Source organism: Bradyrhizobium sp. 2S1, assembly GCF_011516625.5.
GTDB classification, from domain to species: Bacteria; Pseudomonadota; Alphaproteobacteria; order Rhizobiales; family Xanthobacteraceae; genus Bradyrhizobium; species Bradyrhizobium septentrionale.
This window is the reverse complement of record NZ_CP147717.1, coordinates 5969434-5985888: the sequence shown is the minus strand read 5'-3', so window position 1 is coordinate 5985888 and position 16455 is coordinate 5969434. Positions and strand designations below refer to the sequence as shown.

The window sequence follows — 16455 nt, the reverse complement described above, 5'->3', positions numbered from 1 at the left end:
GAGCCAGCGCGTGGCGCGGCCGCTTCACCAAACGGCCATCGCACTTCACCCCATGCCGAGCGCACGCCGGATCGCGATCTCGACCGGCGAGTAGGCGCCGTCGTCACGCTCGAGCCGGTATGGCTCGCCACTGCCGAGCGCCGGCTGGGCCATGAAGCGCGGCCTCGTTCCTCGATGCATCTGCGCGGCGTGCACGAGGAAGGGATGGCAGAGATAGACCGTCCCCGCCGCGCCAGTCGCGAGTGCGACCTCGCAATCGGCGCCCATCTCGTCGAGCACCATGCGCGCACGTCCTGCCTCGCCCGCCGGCGCAAGATAGCGCGCGATCGGCAGGTGCGATCCGACCCTGATCCGGGTCGGCGCGTCGGGCTCGCCGACATCGGAGAACAGGAACAGCATCAGCAGCGCCCGGCCGCGCGAGACGATGTTGACCCGCCAGGCGGAGAAGTCGCTGCGTTCGTTCGGGTCGCAATCGTCGCCGGGAAAACTGACATCGATATGCCAGCCGGCATCGCCGGGATCGTCCGGATGCGGAAACCGCACCGGAAAGGTCCCGATGTTGTGGCGCGGAGACCAGCGGCCGAGGCCGGCAATCTGGTCGAACGCCCGATACAGCACCGGCGTGTTGATCGCCTGCCGGAACGGTTCCTCGCCATAGCCGGGCAGCCGCACCACCGGATGCGTCCAGGTCGAGGGATCGTGCTCGCTGCACGGCAGGTCGCGCCACATGATGGCGCGTCCGGCATCGGCGAGTTCGCGGGGAAAGGCGTTGTCGATCCGGACAAAGCCCTGTTCGATGAATTGCTCAATCTGCGCGCCGTCAAGCGCACGCGCGTCGTCTCGATGAATCATGACTGTCTCTCAAACTGTCGCCAGCCATCGCTGCTCCGCGATGCGCGGAACCTGACCGGCTCATTCGGTTCACTGGAACCCGGCCAAGCAGATCTTGCCGGGGCGATCAGCGCTTCCTCGTGGAAGCGGGATCAACCCAGGAAGAAGACCGAGGCGATGTTGAGAGTACGTGTCATCATGGCGGCGCGAACCTACAACCGGTGCGCACCGGGATCAATCCGTGGCGATCAGCCGCCACTATTCGTCGCGATAGACCTTCTCGCGCTTCTCGTGGCGTTCCTGCGCCTCCACCGACAGCGTCGCGATCGGGCGGGCTTCGAGCCGCTTCAACGAGATCGGCTCGCCGGTCTCTTCGCAATAGCCGTAGGTGTTGTCTTCGATGCGCTGGAGCGCCGCGTCGATCTTGGAGATCAGCTTGCGCTGACGGTCGCGGGCACGAAGTTCGATCGCGCGGTCAGTTTCCGAGGACGCTCGGTCCGCGAGGTCGGGGTGATTGACGTTCTCTTCCTGCAACGTCTGCAGCGTGACCTTCGATTCGCGGAGGATCTCATCCTTCCAGGCCAGCAGCTTGGCGCGGAAATAATCGCGCTGCCGCTCATTCATGAAAGGCTCTTTTTCAGTCGGCCGGTAGTTCTTCAGCTTTTCCAAAGGCAGCCATGTCCCTGTCAGGCGGAGGGAACAAAACCCCTCCGCGCGGCGCCTTATATAGCCACGACATGTGACAGACAATATCTGCAACCAGGAAAGGCGGGCTGCCCCCAAGGCCTTGCACAGGCAAACTTATCCGCCCTGCCTGGGGGCCGCCCTGCGCCGTCTCTTGCGCCCTCTCCCGGCCCTTCAATAACCGACCGTGAAACGCCTGCGGATATGGGCCGGGCGCTCGATTTCGTCGGCGAGTGCAACTGCGAAATCCTCGAACGAGATCCAGCTTTTTCCGTCCGTGGCGGTCAGAAGCTGGTCGGTGCCGAGGCGGAACTTGCCGGTCCGCTCGCCCGCCACGAACAGGGCAGAAGGCGACAGAAAGGTCCAGTTCAGGTCCTTTTCCTGGCGCAGCAGGTCGAGGAACTCGGCCCCCTTCGAGGCTTCGGCCTTGTACTGGGCCGGGAAGTTCGGGGTGGTCACCAGGCGGACGCCGGGGGCCACTTCGAGGCTGCCGGCGCCGCCGACCACCAGATAGCGGCCGGTCCCGGACGCCTTGGCCGCCCCGATCAGCTTGGCGGGGTCGCTGACCGAGAAATGGACGGAACTGATCGCGGCATCGTGGCCGGCCCACAGCGCGGCCAGGGCGGCCTCGTCATTCACGTCACCCTTCTTGGCGGTGACACCGGGCAGATCGGCGATCTTCTCGGGGTTGCGGGCGATGGCGGTGACGGCGTGGCCGCGGCGGGCGAGTTCCGCCGTGATGCGCGACCCGGCCTGGCCGGACGCGCCGGCGATGGCGATCTTCATCTCAAGTCTCCGATTGATGGTTTCCAGTGGTGACTAGATAGCGAAATGGATGTAGGTGTGAAGAAGGCACTCTTGTCTCACCTGATTACGCCGGAGTAACCCGATGAAAGCCGCCAGCCTGAAGCCGGACGCCTATGCCGCCAATTGCCCGACGCGCCAGATCCTCGACCGGGTCGGCGACAAATGGGCGGTGCTGATCCTGCTATTGCTGCGCAGCGAGCCGATGCGATTCAACCAGCTCCGCCGCGCCATCGAGGGCATCTCGCAGAAGATGCTGTCGCAAGTGCTGAAAAGCCTGGAGCGCGATGGGCTATTGCGCCGCCGTGCGATCGCGACCGTTCCGGTCACCGTGGAATATTCGATCACGCCGCTCGGATCGACGCTCGCCGAAGCGGTCGATCCGCTACGCGATTGGGCCGAACAGAATCTGAAGGAAGTGCTGGCCGCGCAACGCCGCTACGATACGCAGCGCAAGGCACTGGCGGCCTGAAGCACTGGCGGACTTGAGACGTCAGTTGCGCAAGACAGATGAGTTGATCGGGAGGAGCCTAGTACTGCCCGGCCTTGGCGAGCTCGACCTCGACGCGCAGCTCGATCTCGCCGAGCACCGCATCGAGACCGGGATCGCCGGAGGATTCCTTCAGGCTCGCCGCGGCACTGCGCAGCTGGCTCACGGTGGAGGGATCGAAATTGCCGGACAGCAGTCCGAGCTTGAGCGCGTCGAGCACGTCGAGCGCCCCCTTGCCGCGGGCCACCGAGCGCTTGCGGCGTTCGGTCGGGTCTTCGACGCCCTGCAGCGCGAGCAGCGCATCGAGGCTGGCGGCGGCCTTCGGTGCCGCGGTGGAGCGGACCTCCTCCTGCGCGGTCGTCGCGTCCGGCAGCGAGAAGCCGCTCGACGAGGTCCGCCGCGTGGAACTGGTCGACGTGCCAAGCGTGGTGCCGTTCGGTCCGTAGATGCGCATCGTGGTAATCCCGCAGGCCTGAATGCCGCGAGCATCGCCGTTTTATGGTTAACGGTGCGTAAACGACCCGGCAATTTCTGCCGCCACACGGCAGTTTCGCGCGCCCTGGCGAACCGGTGGCGAATGGCCATCCGACAATTTCGATAAATATATCAACACATTGCCCCGCCAAAGCGATGTGGCACGCCACTCGCATGGTTAATGGCGGATCGCCGTCATGGGAGTGTCGCGCGATCCGCGAGTTAGGTCTGAGGGGAGTTTGGGATGCCCGGCATCCGGATCGCACGTTTATTCGGGATGGCCTGCGCCGCGCTGCTGGCGCTGGCGGCGTCCGCCGGGCCTGTGGCCGCAACGTCGCGGATCAAGGATCTCGCCAATATCGAGGGCGTGCGCCAGAACCAGCTGATCGGCTACGGCCTCGTGGTCGGCCTCAACGGCACCGGCGACACGCTGAACAACATCCCCTTCACCAAGCAGTCGCTGCAGGCGATGCTCGAGCGCATGGGCGTCAACATCCGCGGCGCCACCATCCGCACCGGCAACGTCGCCGCCGTGATGGTGACCGGCAATCTGCCGGCGTTCGGCACCCAGGGCACGCGCATGGACGTCACCGTCTCCGCGCTCGGCGATGCCAAGAACCTGCAGGGCGGAACCCTGCTCGTCACCCCCCTGCTCGGCGCCGATGGCAATGTCTATGCGGTGGCACAGGGATCGGTCGCGGTCGCCGGCTTCGCGGCCGAAGGCGCCGCCGCCAGCGTCGTCCGGGGCGTGCCGACCGTCGGCCGGATCGCCAACGGCGCCATTATCGAGCGCGAGATCGAGTTCGCGCTCAATCGCCTGCCTAACGTGCGGCTCGCGCTGCGCAATGCCGACTTCACCACCGCCAAGCGGATTGCCGCCGCGGTCAACGACTATCTCGGCGTCAAGACCGCCGAGCCGATCGATCCCTCCACCGTGCAGCTTTCGATCCCGCCGGAGTTCAAGGGCAACGTCGTCGCCTTCCTGACCGAGATCGAGCAGTTGCAGGTCGATCCCGACCTCGCGGCCAAGATCGTGATCGACGAGCGCTCCGGCATCATCGTGATGGGCCGCGACGTACGGGTCGCCACCGTCGCCGTGGCGCAAGGCAATCTCACCGTCTCAATCTCCGAGAGCCCGCAAGTCAGCCAGCCCAATCCACTGTCGCGCGGCCGAACCGTGGTGACACCGCGCACCAGCGTCGGCGTCAGCGAGGATGGCAAGAAATTCGCGGTCGTCAGGGACGGCGTCTCGCTGCAGCAGCTCGTCGACGGCCTCAACGGCCTCGGCATCGGGCCACGCGACCTCATCAGCATCCTGCAGGCGATCAAGGCCGCCGGCGCGATCGAAGCAGATATCGAGTTGATGTGATGGCGAGCCTGATCAACAGCACCACGGGCAGCATGCCGAACAAGGCGCTGATGCCGATGTTCAACGGCCGCCCCGATCCCGTGCTGCAGGACGCGATGAAGAAGGTCTCGCCGCAGCAGATCACTAAGGCGAAGGCGACCGCGACCGATTTCGAATCGATTTCCTCAATTCGATGTTCTCGCAGATGACGACTGGCCTGAAAGGCGACGGCCCGTACGGCGACACGGTCGGCACCGGCGCGTGGCGGTCGATGCTGACCGACGAATATTCGAAGAACTTCGCCAAGGCCGGCGGCGTCGGCATTTCCAACGAGGTGTTCCGCTCGCTGATCCTGCAGCAGGCGAACAAGAGCTGATACGGTCCCAAGGAGAAGCGCGATGAACCAGCGTCCACCGCAGCGGCCAGCGCCCGCCCCCGCCGCGCGTCCCGCGACGTCGACGCCTCCGGACGTCGCACGGCTCGCCAACGAGCTGACGGAAGTGATGAGCGGCCTGCTCGCCGTCATCGAGCAGGAGACCGAATTCGTCCGCGCCGGCAAAATCCGGGAAGGCATGCGGCTCGAGGCGCAGAAATCCGATCTGTCGCGGCGCTACATGCTCGCGGTGGAGCATCTGAAATCGATGCAGAAGATGCTGACACAGACCGACCCCGAACTGCTCGCGACGCTGCGGCGTCATCACGAGACGTTCCGCGCTATGCTGCAAGTCAACTTGACGGTGCTTGCGACTGCGCACGCCGTCTCCGAAGGGATCGTGCGCGGCGTCAATGCCGAGGTGCAGCGCCGCAACATTCCGAACACCTATACCGCAAGCGGACAGCGCGCCACGCCGGGCCCGCGCAACATGACGCCGATCGCGGTCAGCCGCACGCTGTGACGCGCGTGCTTGCAATTTAGCTCAATTCGACGCGGTCGCGGCAGCGCGGCATTCAGCGTGTTTTCTAACACCGTATTGAGAGGTTCCCCGTAGAGTTGCGGATCGTGAGGGGTTGGGATTTGACTCAAGCAAACTAGCCCGTCCTATTCGTGAGAGTGCTTTTTTTAGTCCGATTGATGTGGCCGCACATCTGCTCTGACGAGGCGCGCGGGATTGCCTTCGGCTTTTCACCGCCTGACCGACCCGTACTTTGCAACGCGCTTGAGGTGTAGGTTGGGCGAACGGGGGGCGGACGCCCCGCCGGTCAAGGACCGAGCGGCAGCAGCGCGCCTGGCAAGCCGCGGATCAGGTCGGCTTCGGGACATGCCGCGGCAAACGCAAGGCGAATGCGGCTCGTGGTCTCGACCACACGGGCAGCGAGTTTCAAGAGACGAAGACGCAGCGTCGCGAACTCGGCTGTGGCCAATTCCCGGGCTTTGGGAATCGCGTCGCGCACGGTCAGCATCAGCCAATAAGCGGCGGTGTGGAGAACGAGGCGGACTTGATTGGCGAGCGCCGAACGGCAGCTGGTGCGATCGGAGGCGAGCTGTGTCTTATGCAGCTTGATCAGATTCTCGGCTTGGCCGCGCGCGCAATACAGGCTGTCGTAGATCCACTCGGCCGAACCGACATCGAGGCTGGTGACGACGAAACGGATGTCGAGGCCGAGCATCGTCGCCTCAATACGGGCGACGGTACGCCGTTCGCGATCCCAGGACTTGGCCTTGTGGCGCGTCTCGGTATAGCCACGCAGAACCGGCAGGTTCTCGATGGCGCGTCGCGTGCGGATGTCGTCGGCGGCCTCGTCGAGTTTTCTGGCGAGCGGCTTGGTGCCGGACAGACCGAAGATGTAGTCGATGCCGTTGGTCTCGCACCACGCCATGGCCTCCGGCCGGGCATAGTGCCCGTCGCCACGGAACGTGATTCGCGTGTTGTGCCACCGCGTCCGGATATGCCGTATCAGGCGGCGCAGATGGGCACGCACCTCGACGCCGCCCGGCGTCTTGCCGGGCCGCAGCACGACCGCCACGGGCCGGCTCTTCTCCGTGTCGTAGACGTGGATCGGCAGGAAGCAGCGTTCGTCATAATGAGCGTTGAACAGCGAGAGCTGCTGATGGCCGTGGACGACATCGCAGGTATCATCGATGTCGAGCGTGACGGATGCCGGCTCGCGCGGGTAGCTATCCATCCATGCGTCGACCAAAGTGTAGGTCAGTCGGATCACGTCGCGCAGGCGCGGAGCATTCTCCAGCCGCGACAGCGTCGGTTGGGAACACAGATCGCGACCCGTGTCCGGCAGCCGTCCGCAGGCCAGCTTGAATGCGGGATCGGACCGCAGATGATCGAGGTCGTCGGCGTCCTCGTAGCCGCAGCAGATCGCGAACATGCGCGCGCGGAACATATCGACAAGGCTGTGCACGACCCGCGTCGGATCGCGCCGATCCGGGAACACCCGGGCCAAATTGTCGGCCAAGCCGAGACGCCGCTCGGCCATCGCCAGAAGCATCACGCCCCCGTTCGAGGTCAGCCGACCGCCATCGAAGGCAGCTGTGACTTTCTTGGCGTGAACGGCTGGAAACGAGAAGGGCAGAATCGTATCGTCGGTCATGGCGGGCCTGGCGTTCGCGGTTGAGGTGATGGGGTTGGCTTTGCAACCGAATCCTACGCCGCATCAGCGCTTTACACCACGCTCGCCAGCCTCTCAGGCGCACTCTGACGAACAAGACGGGCTAGTGCCTGTGCACTACGAGGCTGCCATGAGTACAGATTTCAACATCAAGCCGGTGGGGGCACCGGTCGCGGCGCCGATGATCACTCCCGTGAGCGATGCGGCGCAGAAGGCGGTCAAGACCGAACTGCCGGCGAGCCAGAGCGTCACCGCTCCGGAGCCGAGCGTGCGCGTCACGATCGATCCCAACGCCGTCAACGCATCCATTTCAAATCAGGCCCCGTCGGTCACCGACCAGGTCATCATCGACCGCGACGCCCGCGCCGTGGTCTACCAGGTGGTCGACAATCGCACCAACCTGGTGGTGAGACAGTTTCCGGAAGAAGCCGTATTGCGCCGCCGCGCCTATTTCCACGCACTCGATCTCAGCAAGGATGCGCCGACGCGGGCGCGCGCAACCGACCGCCGCGCATAAGCGCAGACGGGCGCCCGTCAGGTCTGTTGGGTGGCGTAGGCCTTGTCGAGATAGGTCGATCCGGTCGCCGGGTCGGTGACAACATTGGCGATCAGCGCCGTCCCCTGCTGCACCAGCGAGAACTTGGTATCGCCGATCCGGAAGGCGCCGTCCTTGATCAGCACGTCCTGATACTTGCTGGTGCCATCGCTCTGATAGTGGGCCTTGGCGCGGAAGCCATCGACGTTCGACACCGAAATGTTGAACGACTTGTTGTTGGCGTATTTGCCGCTCCAGCTGCCCTCATAGAGGTTCGGATCGACAGCCACATAGGGCGTCTTCGACGGCACCGTCAGGCCGGCGGCCTTGTAGTTGGCCGACAGGATGCTCAACACGTCGGCCATGCCGAGGGCTCCGCTGCCGGTCGATCAGCCGCGGCCCGACAGGCCGGCGGCGATGTTGCAGTTGATGTCGATCAGCGACTTCAGCTTCGCCGGGTCCGGATTCATCTGGATGTCGATGGTCTGCTTCATCACGAACACGCTGATGTTGGCGATGTTCTGACGCACCTCGAGCGGCTGCGGATTGTCGTCGCCCTCTGCCGCGCTGAGGAAGATCGACCACAGCCGGCGGTTGAACAGCAACGCGTGATCGAGCGCCTTGTCGAGGCCGTTCCAATTCGCCTGGACTTCCTGCAACTGCCGGGCCGCCTTCAGGAGCGCCTGCGCCTCGATTTCACGTGGGGACGCCGTCGTCGTGGACGTACGAGCGTAGGCCTGGGCTGCATTCGACATTCAATGACCTCGATGGGATGCGGATTTCTCGAGCCGCGGAGACGCAATTCTAGCGCCCGATATTTATGCATCGGCCGCCTTTAAATATGGTTAGCAGGCGTTACGAACTGCGTCGTTCTGACGGCATAGACAGATACCGTAATATCCCGGAGACAAAAGAAAACGGCGGGGTTTCCCCCGCCGTTCCCAGACTGCTTGTCGCGCTTAGCGGAGCAGCTGCAGCACGCTCTGCTGGCTCTGGTTGGCGAGCGCCAGCGCGGAGACCGCGATCGACTGGCGGGTCGACAGCGCCTGGCTGTTGGCCACTTCCTCATTGGTGTCGGCCAGCGTCAGATTCGACGAACCGGTCTGCAGCACGTTGATCAGGTTCTTCGAGAAGTCCTGACGGATCTGCACGATCGACAGGTTCGAGCCCAGCGTCGAGGCTTCGCTGCGCAACGAGGAGCTCGCCGTGCCCAGCGCCGTCAGCACCTTGTTCGCCGAGTTGTTGTCGAGGAAGTCGGTGCCCGCGGTCAGCGAGTTCAGGCCGAGGCCGGCGGCATTGAAGGTGACGCCGGTGATGGCCAGCGTGGACTTGCCGGTCTCGTTGAAGGTTAGCTTCAGGCTGTGGCCGTTCAACAGGTTGATGCCGTTGAACGACGCGTCCTGCGCCGTGGTCGTGATCTGCGCGATGGTGTTGTTGTACTGCGTCACCAGGGCGGCGCGCGCCGACTGCGAGGCCGAGTCGGCAACCGGAGCCGTGCCGGCAGCGCTGAACGTCGCGGTGCCGCCGCCGGTGTTGGTGAAGGTCACCGCACCGATCGTCGAGGACGCCGCGTCGTTGGTCGTGGAGATGACGAGCTTGTTGGAGCTGTCGAGCGTCGCCGTCAGGTTGCTGGCCGCCAGCGACGAGTTCAGCTGCGCGAGCGAGTTGCTGGCCCCGAAGGTGAAGGTGAAGGCGGGCTGGCCGGCCGACGCCGCGATCGACAGCACGTCGCCGCTCTTGATGGTGGTGCCGTCGACGAGGTTGGCGGAGGTGCCGCCGAGCGCCGCGGTGGAGGTGACCTGCGACCTGGTGGTGTAGCCCGTCGGGCTCTGCAGCACCTGGTTGGCGATCGACTTCGCGGTATCGACCAGCTTCTGCAGCGAGGTGATGCCGGTGTTGGCAGCCTGCAGCACCTGCACACCGTTGCCGATGCCGTCGAGCAGGTTGTTGATGTCGCTGGCACGGTTGTCGAGCGACTGTGCGGTGAAGAAGTTGGTCGGGTTGTCGAGCGCCGTATTGACCTTCTTGCCGGTGGCAAGACGGTTCTGCGTGGTGGAGAGCAGATCGGCGGTGGACTGGAGGGAGAGGAGGTTCTGACGAACGGAGGAGGAGAGAATGATATCGGACATTTTCATACCTTTCTGGTGTGAAACTGAGGAAAAGCCCGCGCCAATCCTTTCTGATCGGGCGGATGAGCCGATCCTGCGGTCAAGCCGCCAAGGAAAAAGAAATCTCCAACACGGCATTTGAGACGAATGCCGAAGAATAAAATTGTCGCTATTGGGCGAAGTTCGCTGCGAAAACTACTGAGACAATTGCCGATTCCGGACGAGCGGCGACACCCGCGCCCGCCCTTTGTTTACGAAGCATTAACCATCATGGGAAAGGATCGCTGTCGCATCGGCACCTAGCCGCATCGGCGGCTGCTAAGCAGTGCCGAACACAATTTCGTTCCGCTAGCGACGACATCGCGCGACTGCCGGCAAAGGAGAACGGTCATGGCCCTGAAGGTCGAACTGAAACCGAACGAGCGCATCATCGTCGGCAATTGCGTGATCACCAACACCGATCAGCGGGCCCGCCTCTTGATCGACGGCGACCGGATCCCGATCCTGCGCGAGAAGGATATCCTGACGCCCGAGACCGCAGACACGCCGGCGAAGCTGATCTATCTCGCCGTGCAGCTGATGTACCTGTCGCCGGACCCGATGGCGCACCACCCGACCTATTTCAGCCTGGTGCGCGACATCATCACCGCGATGCCGAGCGCCTGGCCGTTCATCGAAAGCGTCAACAATTTCATCCTCAACGGCGATCTCTATCACGCGTTGAAGGAATCCAAGAAGCTGATCGCGCATGAGGAGAAGCTGCTGGAAAGCGCGCGCAGTCAGCAAAACGCCAATCAGGACGACTCCCGCAAGAGCGCGTAGAGCATGATCAGGAAAAGTGCGAAGCGGTTTTTCGAAAAGATCATGCTCAAACAAAGAGCTAAAGCGCGATGATGATTCATAATCTCATCGCGCTTTAGACATCCCCTCACCAGAAACGAAAAAGGCCTCCGCGAGGAGGCCTTTTGCTGTCCAATGGATGCGCGGCGGGCGATCAGCTGATCGGCAGATATTTCAACAGCGTGGTCTGATACAGCATCGATGTCGTCTGGTACGACGCCTGCAAGCTGGTCTGCAGCGCCAGGATCTTGGTCGCCACCTCGTCCTGATTGACGCCCTCGACCGAGTCCAGCATCGTTTCCGCCATGCCCTTGAGCTGGGTCTGGCGATCGGTGGCCGCCTTCGTTGCCGTCTGGGCGCCAGCGAATTCCGCCTGCACGTCCTGGATCTGCTGCTGACCGTTCTGCGGAGCGAGGTTCGCACTGACGCGCTGCGCCAGCGCCGTCACTTGCTGGCTCGCATTCGGATTGCTGGCATTGGTGGTGACAGCCGCATACACCGCGACGTTCTGCAGCAGATAGCGGAAGGCCTGCTCGTTGGCGCGCGCGCCATACTGCACGGTGATCGATTGATCGACCTGCGCGACGGCGGTGCCGCGCGCCGATCCCGGGCCGTTCTCGCCGGTGTACCAGTAGACGGTGTTAGCCGGCGTGCCCGCGACCAGGCTGGTCGCGGTGTCGAATGGCGGTCCGCCGACCCTGAGCGGCGCCGGCGTCGCGGTCGTATTGTTGGCGATGCCGAGCGCGCCGAGCGCTGCCGCATTGGAGCTCGATACCGAGAGGCTCTCACCGTCGGCGCCATGCAGCGTGATCGCACCGTTGCTGATGGTCGACGGGTTCTTTGTGCCGCTGATCTGGTCAATCTTCGCCATCAGCGTCTGCACGCTGTCGGTGACGTTGAGCTGGTTTCCGGTGGCGCCCGAGGCAACGAAGGTAATCGGGGTGCCGTTCACCGTGATGGTGTCACCGGCCACGAAGCTCGTGGACAGCGAGTCGGTGCCGGCTGCGCCCGAAAGCGCCGTGGCACCGCTGATCGGCGCCGGCGGCGTGTTGTGGTTGTTGACGGCGGCGCCCGAGACGGTCGCGACCGGATTGAAGAAATTGTTGGACGCCGCGACCGCGGAGGCCGCGACCAGCGAGGTGTCGCTCAACGTCTTGATCGACGACGTCAGCGTCGACTGCAGGTTGGCGGTCGTCGCCGCAGTGTCGGCGCCGATCAGGAACGAGCCCGCGGGCGGCGGGTTCGTCGTCGTCGCCGTCAGCTCGATCGCATCGGTGGTGCCGTCGGGCAGCGTGAAGTTGAACTTGATCTTGTCGCCATCCTTCGGATTGACGGCGCCGAGATCGACCGAGGTCGCCTTCGGCGTGCCGGTCGGCTGTGTCACGGTGGCGCCGGTCAGTGACGACTGCACCGACAGGAGCTTGAGGCCGAACGGCGAGCCGTCCTCGGCGACGCTTGTCACCGTCGTGGTCGCCGGGGGCGACGAGACGCTCAACCGTCCCATCAGGTTGGCGCCCTGATCGGCCTGCTTGCGCTCATTGATGAGCTGGGTGAGCCCGGCCTGGGTCGCCGTGCCCTTCAGCATGGTATCGGCGGACACCGTGGCCGGAGTATCCATCGCACGGCCCGAGAACAGATAGCGGTCGCCGGACTGGCTGTTCAGCATCGCGACCGCATTGGCGAAGGCCGCCTGCGCCGTGATCTGCCCCGAGGTCTGGCCGCTGTCGTTGAGGGTCAGCGTCGCCGTCGTCGCGGAGTTCTTCACCTGGGTGCCGACGTCGGACAGCCCCTGCAAAGTAAGGTTGGCGACGCTCAGGCGCGTGTTGAGGTTGGTGGCCGTATCCGAGAACGCATTGATGCCGCTGATCTGCGCGCGCAGACTGAGCGCAAAGCCGCGATCGAGCCCCTGCCCCGCATAGGTCGTCGAGACCTTGCCGGTCGCAAGCTGCGTCGTCAGGTCATTGAGCTGATTGCGCAGGTTGAGGATCGTGGTGCCGATATAGGAAGTTCTGCCGCTTACGCCGTCGATCGACATGTTACCCTCACGTGAGCTGCAGCAGCGCGTCGTACATCTGCTTGATCGACGACATCACGCGCGCATTGGCCGAATAGGCGTTCTGCAGCGAAAGCAGATGCGCCATCTCCTCGTCCATGTTGACGCCGGAGGTCGAGCCCATCTTGGTCTGCAGCGTGTTCAGCACGACGTCCTGACCGTCGGCCAGTTGCTTGGCGGCGGTCGCCGACTCGCCCTGCTGGCTGATGAACTGCTTGGCAAAGTTCAGCAGCGTGCCGGTGAACGGCGCACCAGTGGTGCCAAGGCCGGTCTGCGGCGAATAGCTGTAGGAGGCGTTCGACAGCTGGTTCAGGATGAGGTTGGCGCGCGTGGTGTCGCCGGCCGGGGTCTGCGGATTGGTCGAATAGATGACCATGCGCGAGGGATCGCCGACCAGCGCGGTGTTGACGCTGATCCGCGCGGCAAGGCCGATGGTCTGCGAGCCGTTCGCGGTGATCGCGCCGGTGTAGAGCCCGCCATTGTCGGTGAACAGCGGAAGCTGCGGATCGCCCGATGTCAGCGACGAGACGGTTGACGTGACCGACGCCGCGGTCACATCGGCCTTGTTGGCGGCGCCGTCGTCGAGTACGCGCAGCGTCGATCCGGACGGATTGGAGAACTGCAGGCCGGTTCCGCCGAGCGCCCCGTTGAGCTGCGACAGCACCGAGCTCATGCCGCCGGAGAAATCCACTCCCAGCACCTCGTCGTTCGGATCGACGGTCGCAGTATTGCTCAGCGGCAATACGCTCGGATCGTTGACGCGGATGATCGACAGATTGTGCGTCAGGCCGGTGGTGTTGTCCTTGTAGGAGACGTGGATGGTATTGCCGCTCTGCAGTCCCGAAAGGTCGAGGTCGAATCCGGACTGAGCCCCCGCCGTCGCGGCAGTGCCCGCGGTCGTCTTGTCCGACAGCGCGCTCGACATCGCGGCGGCGAACTGGTCGATCTGCGTCTGGGACTGCGCCAGCGTGTTGTCGCGCAACTCGAGATAGGCGGCGATCTTGCCGGAGCGGATCGAGTTGGTCGACACCATGTCGTAGGTGCCGCCATGCGGGAATGTGATGGTGATGGTGCCGACGGTGCTCTTGGTCGGGTCGGTATTGTACAGCGTGTTGGGCGTCATCGTGCCCTGGGCGTTGAAGCTGAGCGCCGCCGCCTCGGTGCCGACCAGCTGCACGCCGGAATTGGTAAACACAGTCACCTGATTCTGGCTGTTGGTGACGGTACGGATGTCCATCAGCTGCGAAAGCTGCGTGACGTAGCGATCGCGCTGATCGAGCAAGGCCGCGGTCGACGCGTCGGCCGTGCCGCCATTGGCCTGCAGCTGGACATTGAGACGCGCGATCTGCTGCAACGCATTGTTGGCGGTGTTGATGGAGTCGCTGATGCCGGCCTCGGCGTTGGCACGCAGCGTCTGGATGCCCTGCGAGGTCGCGTTGAGCTGCTGCGCCATCGACTGCGCGGCATTGACGACGCCGATGCGGGCCGACTGCGATTCCGGGCTGGTCGACAAGCCCTGGACCGCAGTCAGGAACTTGTTGTAGGCGTCCTCGATCGTGCCGGTGGAGTCGGGATTGCCGTACACGCCCTGCAGATTGGAAAGGAAGTCCGAGCGGACGTCGGCGTAAGCGGCTCCCGAGGTCTCGGTGCGAAGCTGGGTCTGTAGGAATTCGTCGAGCTGGCGGTTGACGCCGGTGATGAGGACGCTCGATCCGTACTGGCCGGTGGTGCCGGTGACCTGGTTGAGCGTCTTCCTGACGTAGCCGGGCGTCTCCGCGTTGGCGACGTTCGACGACACGAGCGAGAGCGAGGCCTGCGTGGCTCGCAGGCCCGACATCGCGGTGGAAAGGGCTTGGCCCAAACCCATGATCTGTACTCGCCTTTACTGCTTCACTCGTGCATCGTCGATGCGATCAGCGCACGACGTTCAGGAGATCCTGCACCATCGAATTGGTTGTCGTGATGACCTTGGTGTTTGCCGAATAGGCCTGCTGGGTCACGATCAGCTTGGTGAACTCGTCGGCAATATCGGTGTTCGAGCTTTCGAGCGACGAACCGACGATGGTGCTGCCGCCCTTGCCGAACAGCGCGCCACCGGACTCGTCGGTCGCCTCGAACGCACCACCGTCGATGCGCTTGAGGAAGTTGGTGCCGTTGAAGGTCGCCACCGATATCTCGGCGAGGTCGATGTTGCGGCCGTTGGTGTAGTTGCCGACGATGCGGCCGTTGGTCGAGACGCTGACCGACTGCAGCTGCCCGGCGGGAAAGCCGTCCTGCTGGATCTGGTTGACCTGGACGTTGCCGTTGGCATCCGCGAACTGGGTCACGCCGCCGGAGCCGAAATTGATCGCGGGGCTGCCGAGCGACACGCCGTTGACGACCGCATTGTTGAGCGTCACCGAGGAGATCGCCGGCGACATCTGGCCGTTCGAGGCGAAGGTGAAGTTGATGTTGGCGTTCTGCCAGGAGACCTGCGTGCCGGTCGCATTGGGATTGACCTGATAGAACAGGTTCCAGGTATCGGTATGCCCGGAGCCCAGCGAGGAGCTGTCGGTCTTGGCCCAGCGGAATTGCAGGTTCACCGGCGCACCCGAGACGTCGTAGGCCGTGACCGCGCCGCCCGAGACGGATTCGTTCAGGAAGGTCGAGTTGTCGTTGCCGACGACCTGGCCGGTGCCGACCGTTCCGCCACCGCCGCGGTTCGCAACCGCCGAGCCGGTGAAGCCGAGCGCCGCGAAGGCTGCGGTGTTCGAGCTCGTTACGTTGAGGTCGGCCGCGGTGCCGGAGTGCATCGTGATCGAACCGTTGCTGGCGATCGTCGACGAGATCCCGGAGGCAGTGATGGAGTCGATCTTGTTGAGCAGCGTCCCGATCGTGTCGGTGATATTGAGCTGGTTGCCGGTGGCGCCCGAGGCGACAAAGGTCAGGACGGTGCCGTTGACCGTGATGGTGTCGCCCGCCACGAAATTGGAGGCGATCGAGTTGCTGGGCGCGGTACCGTTCAGCGTGGTGGCGAGCGTATTGGCGACCGACGGGGTCGCCTTGTTGTTTTGTGCGGTGCCAGTGACGGAGGAGTCGGTCGGGGGCGCGGCCGGCGTACCGATCACCAGCGGGTTGTGACCGGCACTGAACGCGCCCGGCCGCAGCAACTCGGAGCCGGGAACCGAGGTGTCGTGCGCGGTGGTCAGGGGGTAGGACGCAAGGTTGGCGCGATAGTCGATCTTGGTGGTCTGCTGCGCCGGCAGGAAGTCGTTCTTGAATTGCAGCACTTGCGGCGAGCTGCCCGCGGGGTTGCCCGTGGTCGGGTCGATCGGCACGCCCTCGAGATAATAGCCGGCGCCGTTGACCAGATAGCCGTCCTTGTTGAGCTGGAAATCGCCGCGGCGGGTGTAGCGGTCGACGCCGTCGAACACCGGCGCACCGTCTGTGAAGCTGCCGGGCTTTTGCACCGCAAAGAAGCCGTTGCCGTTGATCGCCATGAAGGTCGCGACCGATGCCGACTGCACGTCGCCCTGCACCGAGTTGGTCGAGCGGGACTGCGCGGTGACGCCGCCGGCGAGTTGCGCAGTTAGCGCGGTCTGCGGGACGAGGTCGAGGAACGAGGTATCGATGCGCTTGAAGGCCGTGGTCTGCGAGTTGGCGATGTTGCCGGAGATGTTTTCGAGCGCGTACGACCCTGCGCGCAAGCCACCGACCGCCGTCGTAAGAGCGCCGAAGATACCCATG

General features: G+C 64.2%; 16 protein-coding genes and 1 pseudogene. 6 read left to right on the top strand and 11 right to left on the bottom strand.

Annotated features, from left to right (window positions below):
- Window positions 1-45 precede the first annotated feature (45 nt).
- From HAP54_RS28280 to HAP54_RS28270, 3 genes are all read right to left on the bottom strand, one after another.
- Window positions 46-852, bottom strand: a complete 807-nt coding sequence (locus HAP54_RS28280) for a phytanoyl-CoA dioxygenase (RefSeq protein WP_166305991.1) — start codon at window positions 850-852, stop codon at window positions 46-48.
- Window positions 853-1089: 237 nt separating this feature from the next.
- A complete protein-coding gene (dksA, locus tag HAP54_RS28275; protein ID WP_170991616.1) occupies window positions 1090-1455 on the bottom strand; it encodes an RNA polymerase-binding protein DksA in 366 nt (121 codons plus the stop codon).
- Window positions 1456-1689: 234 nt separating this feature from the next.
- Window positions 1690-2301, bottom strand: coding sequence for an NAD(P)-dependent oxidoreductase (locus tag HAP54_RS28270; RefSeq protein ID WP_166305988.1), 612 nt, complete (start codon window positions 2299-2301; stop codon window positions 1690-1692).
- 103 nt (window positions 2302-2404) lie between these two features.
- On the opposite strand from HAP54_RS28270, the gene HAP54_RS28265 reads away from it, so the two are divergent.
- Window positions 2405-2791 (top strand): winged helix-turn-helix transcriptional regulator, encoded by a 387-nt coding sequence (locus tag HAP54_RS28265; RefSeq protein WP_029085377.1) that lies wholly within the window; start codon window positions 2405-2407, stop codon window positions 2789-2791.
- 58 nt (window positions 2792-2849) lie between these two features.
- On the opposite strand, the gene HAP54_RS28260 is transcribed toward HAP54_RS28265, so the two are convergent.
- Window positions 2850-3263 (bottom strand): flagellar assembly protein FliX, encoded by a 414-nt coding sequence (locus HAP54_RS28260; RefSeq protein ID WP_166305985.1) that lies wholly within the window; start codon window positions 3261-3263, stop codon window positions 2850-2852.
- A 264-nt stretch (window positions 3264-3527) separates the two neighbouring features.
- Between HAP54_RS28260 and HAP54_RS28255 the strand changes: the two genes are divergently transcribed.
- The 3 genes and pseudogenes from HAP54_RS28255 to HAP54_RS28245 all read left to right on the top strand — a co-directional run bounded on the left by HAP54_RS28255 (window position 3528) and on the right by HAP54_RS28245 (window position 5527).
- Window positions 3528-4652 carry a flagellar basal body P-ring protein FlgI gene (locus HAP54_RS28255; RefSeq protein ID WP_166305982.1) on the top strand — a complete coding sequence of 375 codons (1125 nt, stop codon included), beginning with the start codon at window positions 3528-3530 and terminating at the stop codon, window positions 4650-4652.
- Window positions 4652-5007: pseudogene (gene flgJ, locus HAP54_RS28250) on the top strand (flagellar assembly peptidoglycan hydrolase FlgJ). The gene HAP54_RS28255 and the pseudogene flgJ overlap by 1 nt, the downstream one beginning before the upstream one ends.
- Window positions 5008-5029: 22 nt before the next feature.
- Complete coding sequence (locus HAP54_RS28245; RefSeq protein ID WP_166305979.1) at window positions 5030-5527, top strand: hypothetical protein; 498 nt, start codon at window positions 5030-5032, stop codon at window positions 5525-5527.
- 304 nt (window positions 5528-5831) lie between these two features.
- Here the strand turns inward: HAP54_RS28245 and HAP54_RS28240 are convergent, their stop codons facing one another.
- The gene (locus HAP54_RS28240) at window positions 5832-7175 is read right to left on the bottom strand and encodes an IS1380-like element ISBdi2 family transposase (protein WP_166204320.1); all 1344 of its coding nucleotides are present in this window, start codon (window positions 7173-7175) and stop codon (window positions 5832-5834) included.
- 148 nt (window positions 7176-7323) lie between these two features.
- Between HAP54_RS28240 and HAP54_RS28235 the strand changes: the two genes are divergently transcribed.
- Window positions 7324-7710, top strand: a complete 387-nt coding sequence (locus tag HAP54_RS28235; RefSeq protein ID WP_166207326.1) for a hypothetical protein — start codon at window positions 7324-7326, stop codon at window positions 7708-7710.
- Window positions 7711-7727: 17 nt separating this feature from the next.
- Here HAP54_RS28235 and HAP54_RS28230 read toward each other — a convergent pair whose 3' ends face one another.
- The 3 genes from HAP54_RS28230 to HAP54_RS28220 all read right to left on the bottom strand — a co-directional run bounded on the left by HAP54_RS28230 (window position 7728) and on the right by HAP54_RS28220 (window position 9863).
- The gene (locus HAP54_RS28230; RefSeq protein ID WP_166305976.1) at window positions 7728-8093 is read right to left on the bottom strand and encodes a hypothetical protein; all 366 of its coding nucleotides are present in this window, start codon (window positions 8091-8093) and stop codon (window positions 7728-7730) included.
- A 24-nt stretch (window positions 8094-8117) separates the two neighbouring features.
- Window positions 8118-8483 (bottom strand): flagellar biosynthesis regulator FlaF, encoded by a 366-nt coding sequence (gene flaF / locus HAP54_RS28225; protein ID WP_029085370.1) that lies wholly within the window; start codon window positions 8481-8483, stop codon window positions 8118-8120.
- Between the two features lie 204 nt (window positions 8484-8687).
- Window positions 8688-9863 carry a flagellin gene (locus HAP54_RS28220; RefSeq protein WP_414646149.1) on the bottom strand — a complete coding sequence of 392 codons (1176 nt, stop codon included), beginning with the start codon at window positions 9861-9863 and terminating at the stop codon, window positions 8688-8690.
- A 363-nt stretch (window positions 9864-10226) separates the two neighbouring features.
- Between HAP54_RS28220 and flbT the strand changes: the two genes are divergently transcribed.
- Window positions 10227-10658, top strand: a complete 432-nt coding sequence (flbT, locus tag HAP54_RS28215) for a flagellar biosynthesis repressor FlbT (protein ID WP_166305970.1) — start codon at window positions 10227-10229, stop codon at window positions 10656-10658.
- Window positions 10659-10830: 172 nt separating this feature from the next.
- Here the strand turns inward: flbT and HAP54_RS28210 are convergent, their stop codons facing one another.
- From HAP54_RS28210 to HAP54_RS28200, 3 genes are read right to left on the bottom strand one after another with little or no spacing between them, the layout of a single operon-like run.
- Window positions 10831-12711 carry a flagellar protein gene (locus HAP54_RS28210; protein WP_166305967.1) on the bottom strand — a complete coding sequence of 627 codons (1881 nt, stop codon included), beginning with the start codon at window positions 12709-12711 and terminating at the stop codon, window positions 10831-10833.
- Window positions 12712-12718: 7 nt separating this feature from the next.
- A complete protein-coding gene (flgK, locus tag HAP54_RS28205; protein WP_166305964.1) occupies window positions 12719-14596 on the bottom strand; it encodes a flagellar hook-associated protein FlgK in 1878 nt (625 codons plus the stop codon).
- Between the two features lie 46 nt (window positions 14597-14642).
- Entirely contained in the window at window positions 14643-16454 is a 1812-nt protein-coding gene (locus HAP54_RS28200) for a flagellar hook-basal body complex protein (protein WP_166305961.1), read from the bottom strand.
- Window position 16455: the final 1 nt, after the last annotated feature.

Bases quoted from the DNA above. Each gene is read 5' to 3' on its own strand.
- HAP54_RS28235 (WP_166207326.1), top strand. From the start codon at position 7,324: ATGAGTACAGATTTCAACATCAAGCCGGTGGGGGCACCGGTCGCGGCG.
- dksA (WP_170991616.1), bottom strand. From the start codon at position 1,455: ATGAATGAGCGGCAGCGCGATTATTTCCGCGCCAAGCTGCTGGCCTGG.
- HAP54_RS28270 (WP_166305988.1), bottom strand. From the start codon at position 2,301: ATGAAGATCGCCATCGCCGGCGCGTCCGGCCAGGCCGGGTCGCGCATC.
- HAP54_RS28200 (WP_166305961.1), bottom strand. From the start codon at position 16,454: ATGGGTATCTTCGGCGCTCTTACGACGGCGGTCGGTGGCTTGCGCGCA.
- HAP54_RS28240 (WP_166204320.1), bottom strand. From the start codon at position 7,175: ATGACCGACGATACGATTCTGCCCTTCTCGTTTCCAGCCGTTCACGCC.
- HAP54_RS28210 (WP_166305967.1), bottom strand. From the start codon at position 12,711: ATGTCGATCGACGGCGTAAGCGGCAGAACTTCCTATATCGGCACCACG.
- HAP54_RS28255 (WP_166305982.1), top strand. From the start codon at position 3,528: ATGCCCGGCATCCGGATCGCACGTTTATTCGGGATGGCCTGCGCCGCG.
- HAP54_RS28280 (WP_166305991.1), bottom strand. From the start codon at position 852: ATGATTCATCGAGACGACGCGCGTGCGCTTGACGGCGCGCAGATTGAG.
- flbT (WP_166305970.1), top strand. From the start codon at position 10,227: ATGGCCCTGAAGGTCGAACTGAAACCGAACGAGCGCATCATCGTCGGC.
- HAP54_RS28230 (WP_166305976.1), bottom strand. From the start codon at position 8,093: ATGGCCGACGTGTTGAGCATCCTGTCGGCCAACTACAAGGCCGCCGGC.
- flgK (WP_166305964.1), bottom strand. From the start codon at position 14,596: ATGGGTTTGGGCCAAGCCCTTTCCACCGCGATGTCGGGCCTGCGAGCC.
- HAP54_RS28260 (WP_166305985.1), bottom strand. From the start codon at position 3,263: ATGCGCATCTACGGACCGAACGGCACCACGCTTGGCACGTCGACCAGT.
- HAP54_RS28220 (WP_414646149.1), bottom strand. From the start codon at position 9,863: ATGAAAATGTCCGATATCATTCTCTCCTCCTCCGTTCGTCAGAACCTC.
- flaF (WP_029085370.1), bottom strand. From the start codon at position 8,483: ATGTCGAATGCAGCCCAGGCCTACGCTCGTACGTCCACGACGACGGCG.
- HAP54_RS28245 (WP_166305979.1), top strand. From the start codon at position 5,030: ATGAACCAGCGTCCACCGCAGCGGCCAGCGCCCGCCCCCGCCGCGCGT.
- HAP54_RS28265 (WP_029085377.1), top strand. From the start codon at position 2,405: ATGAAAGCCGCCAGCCTGAAGCCGGACGCCTATGCCGCCAATTGCCCG.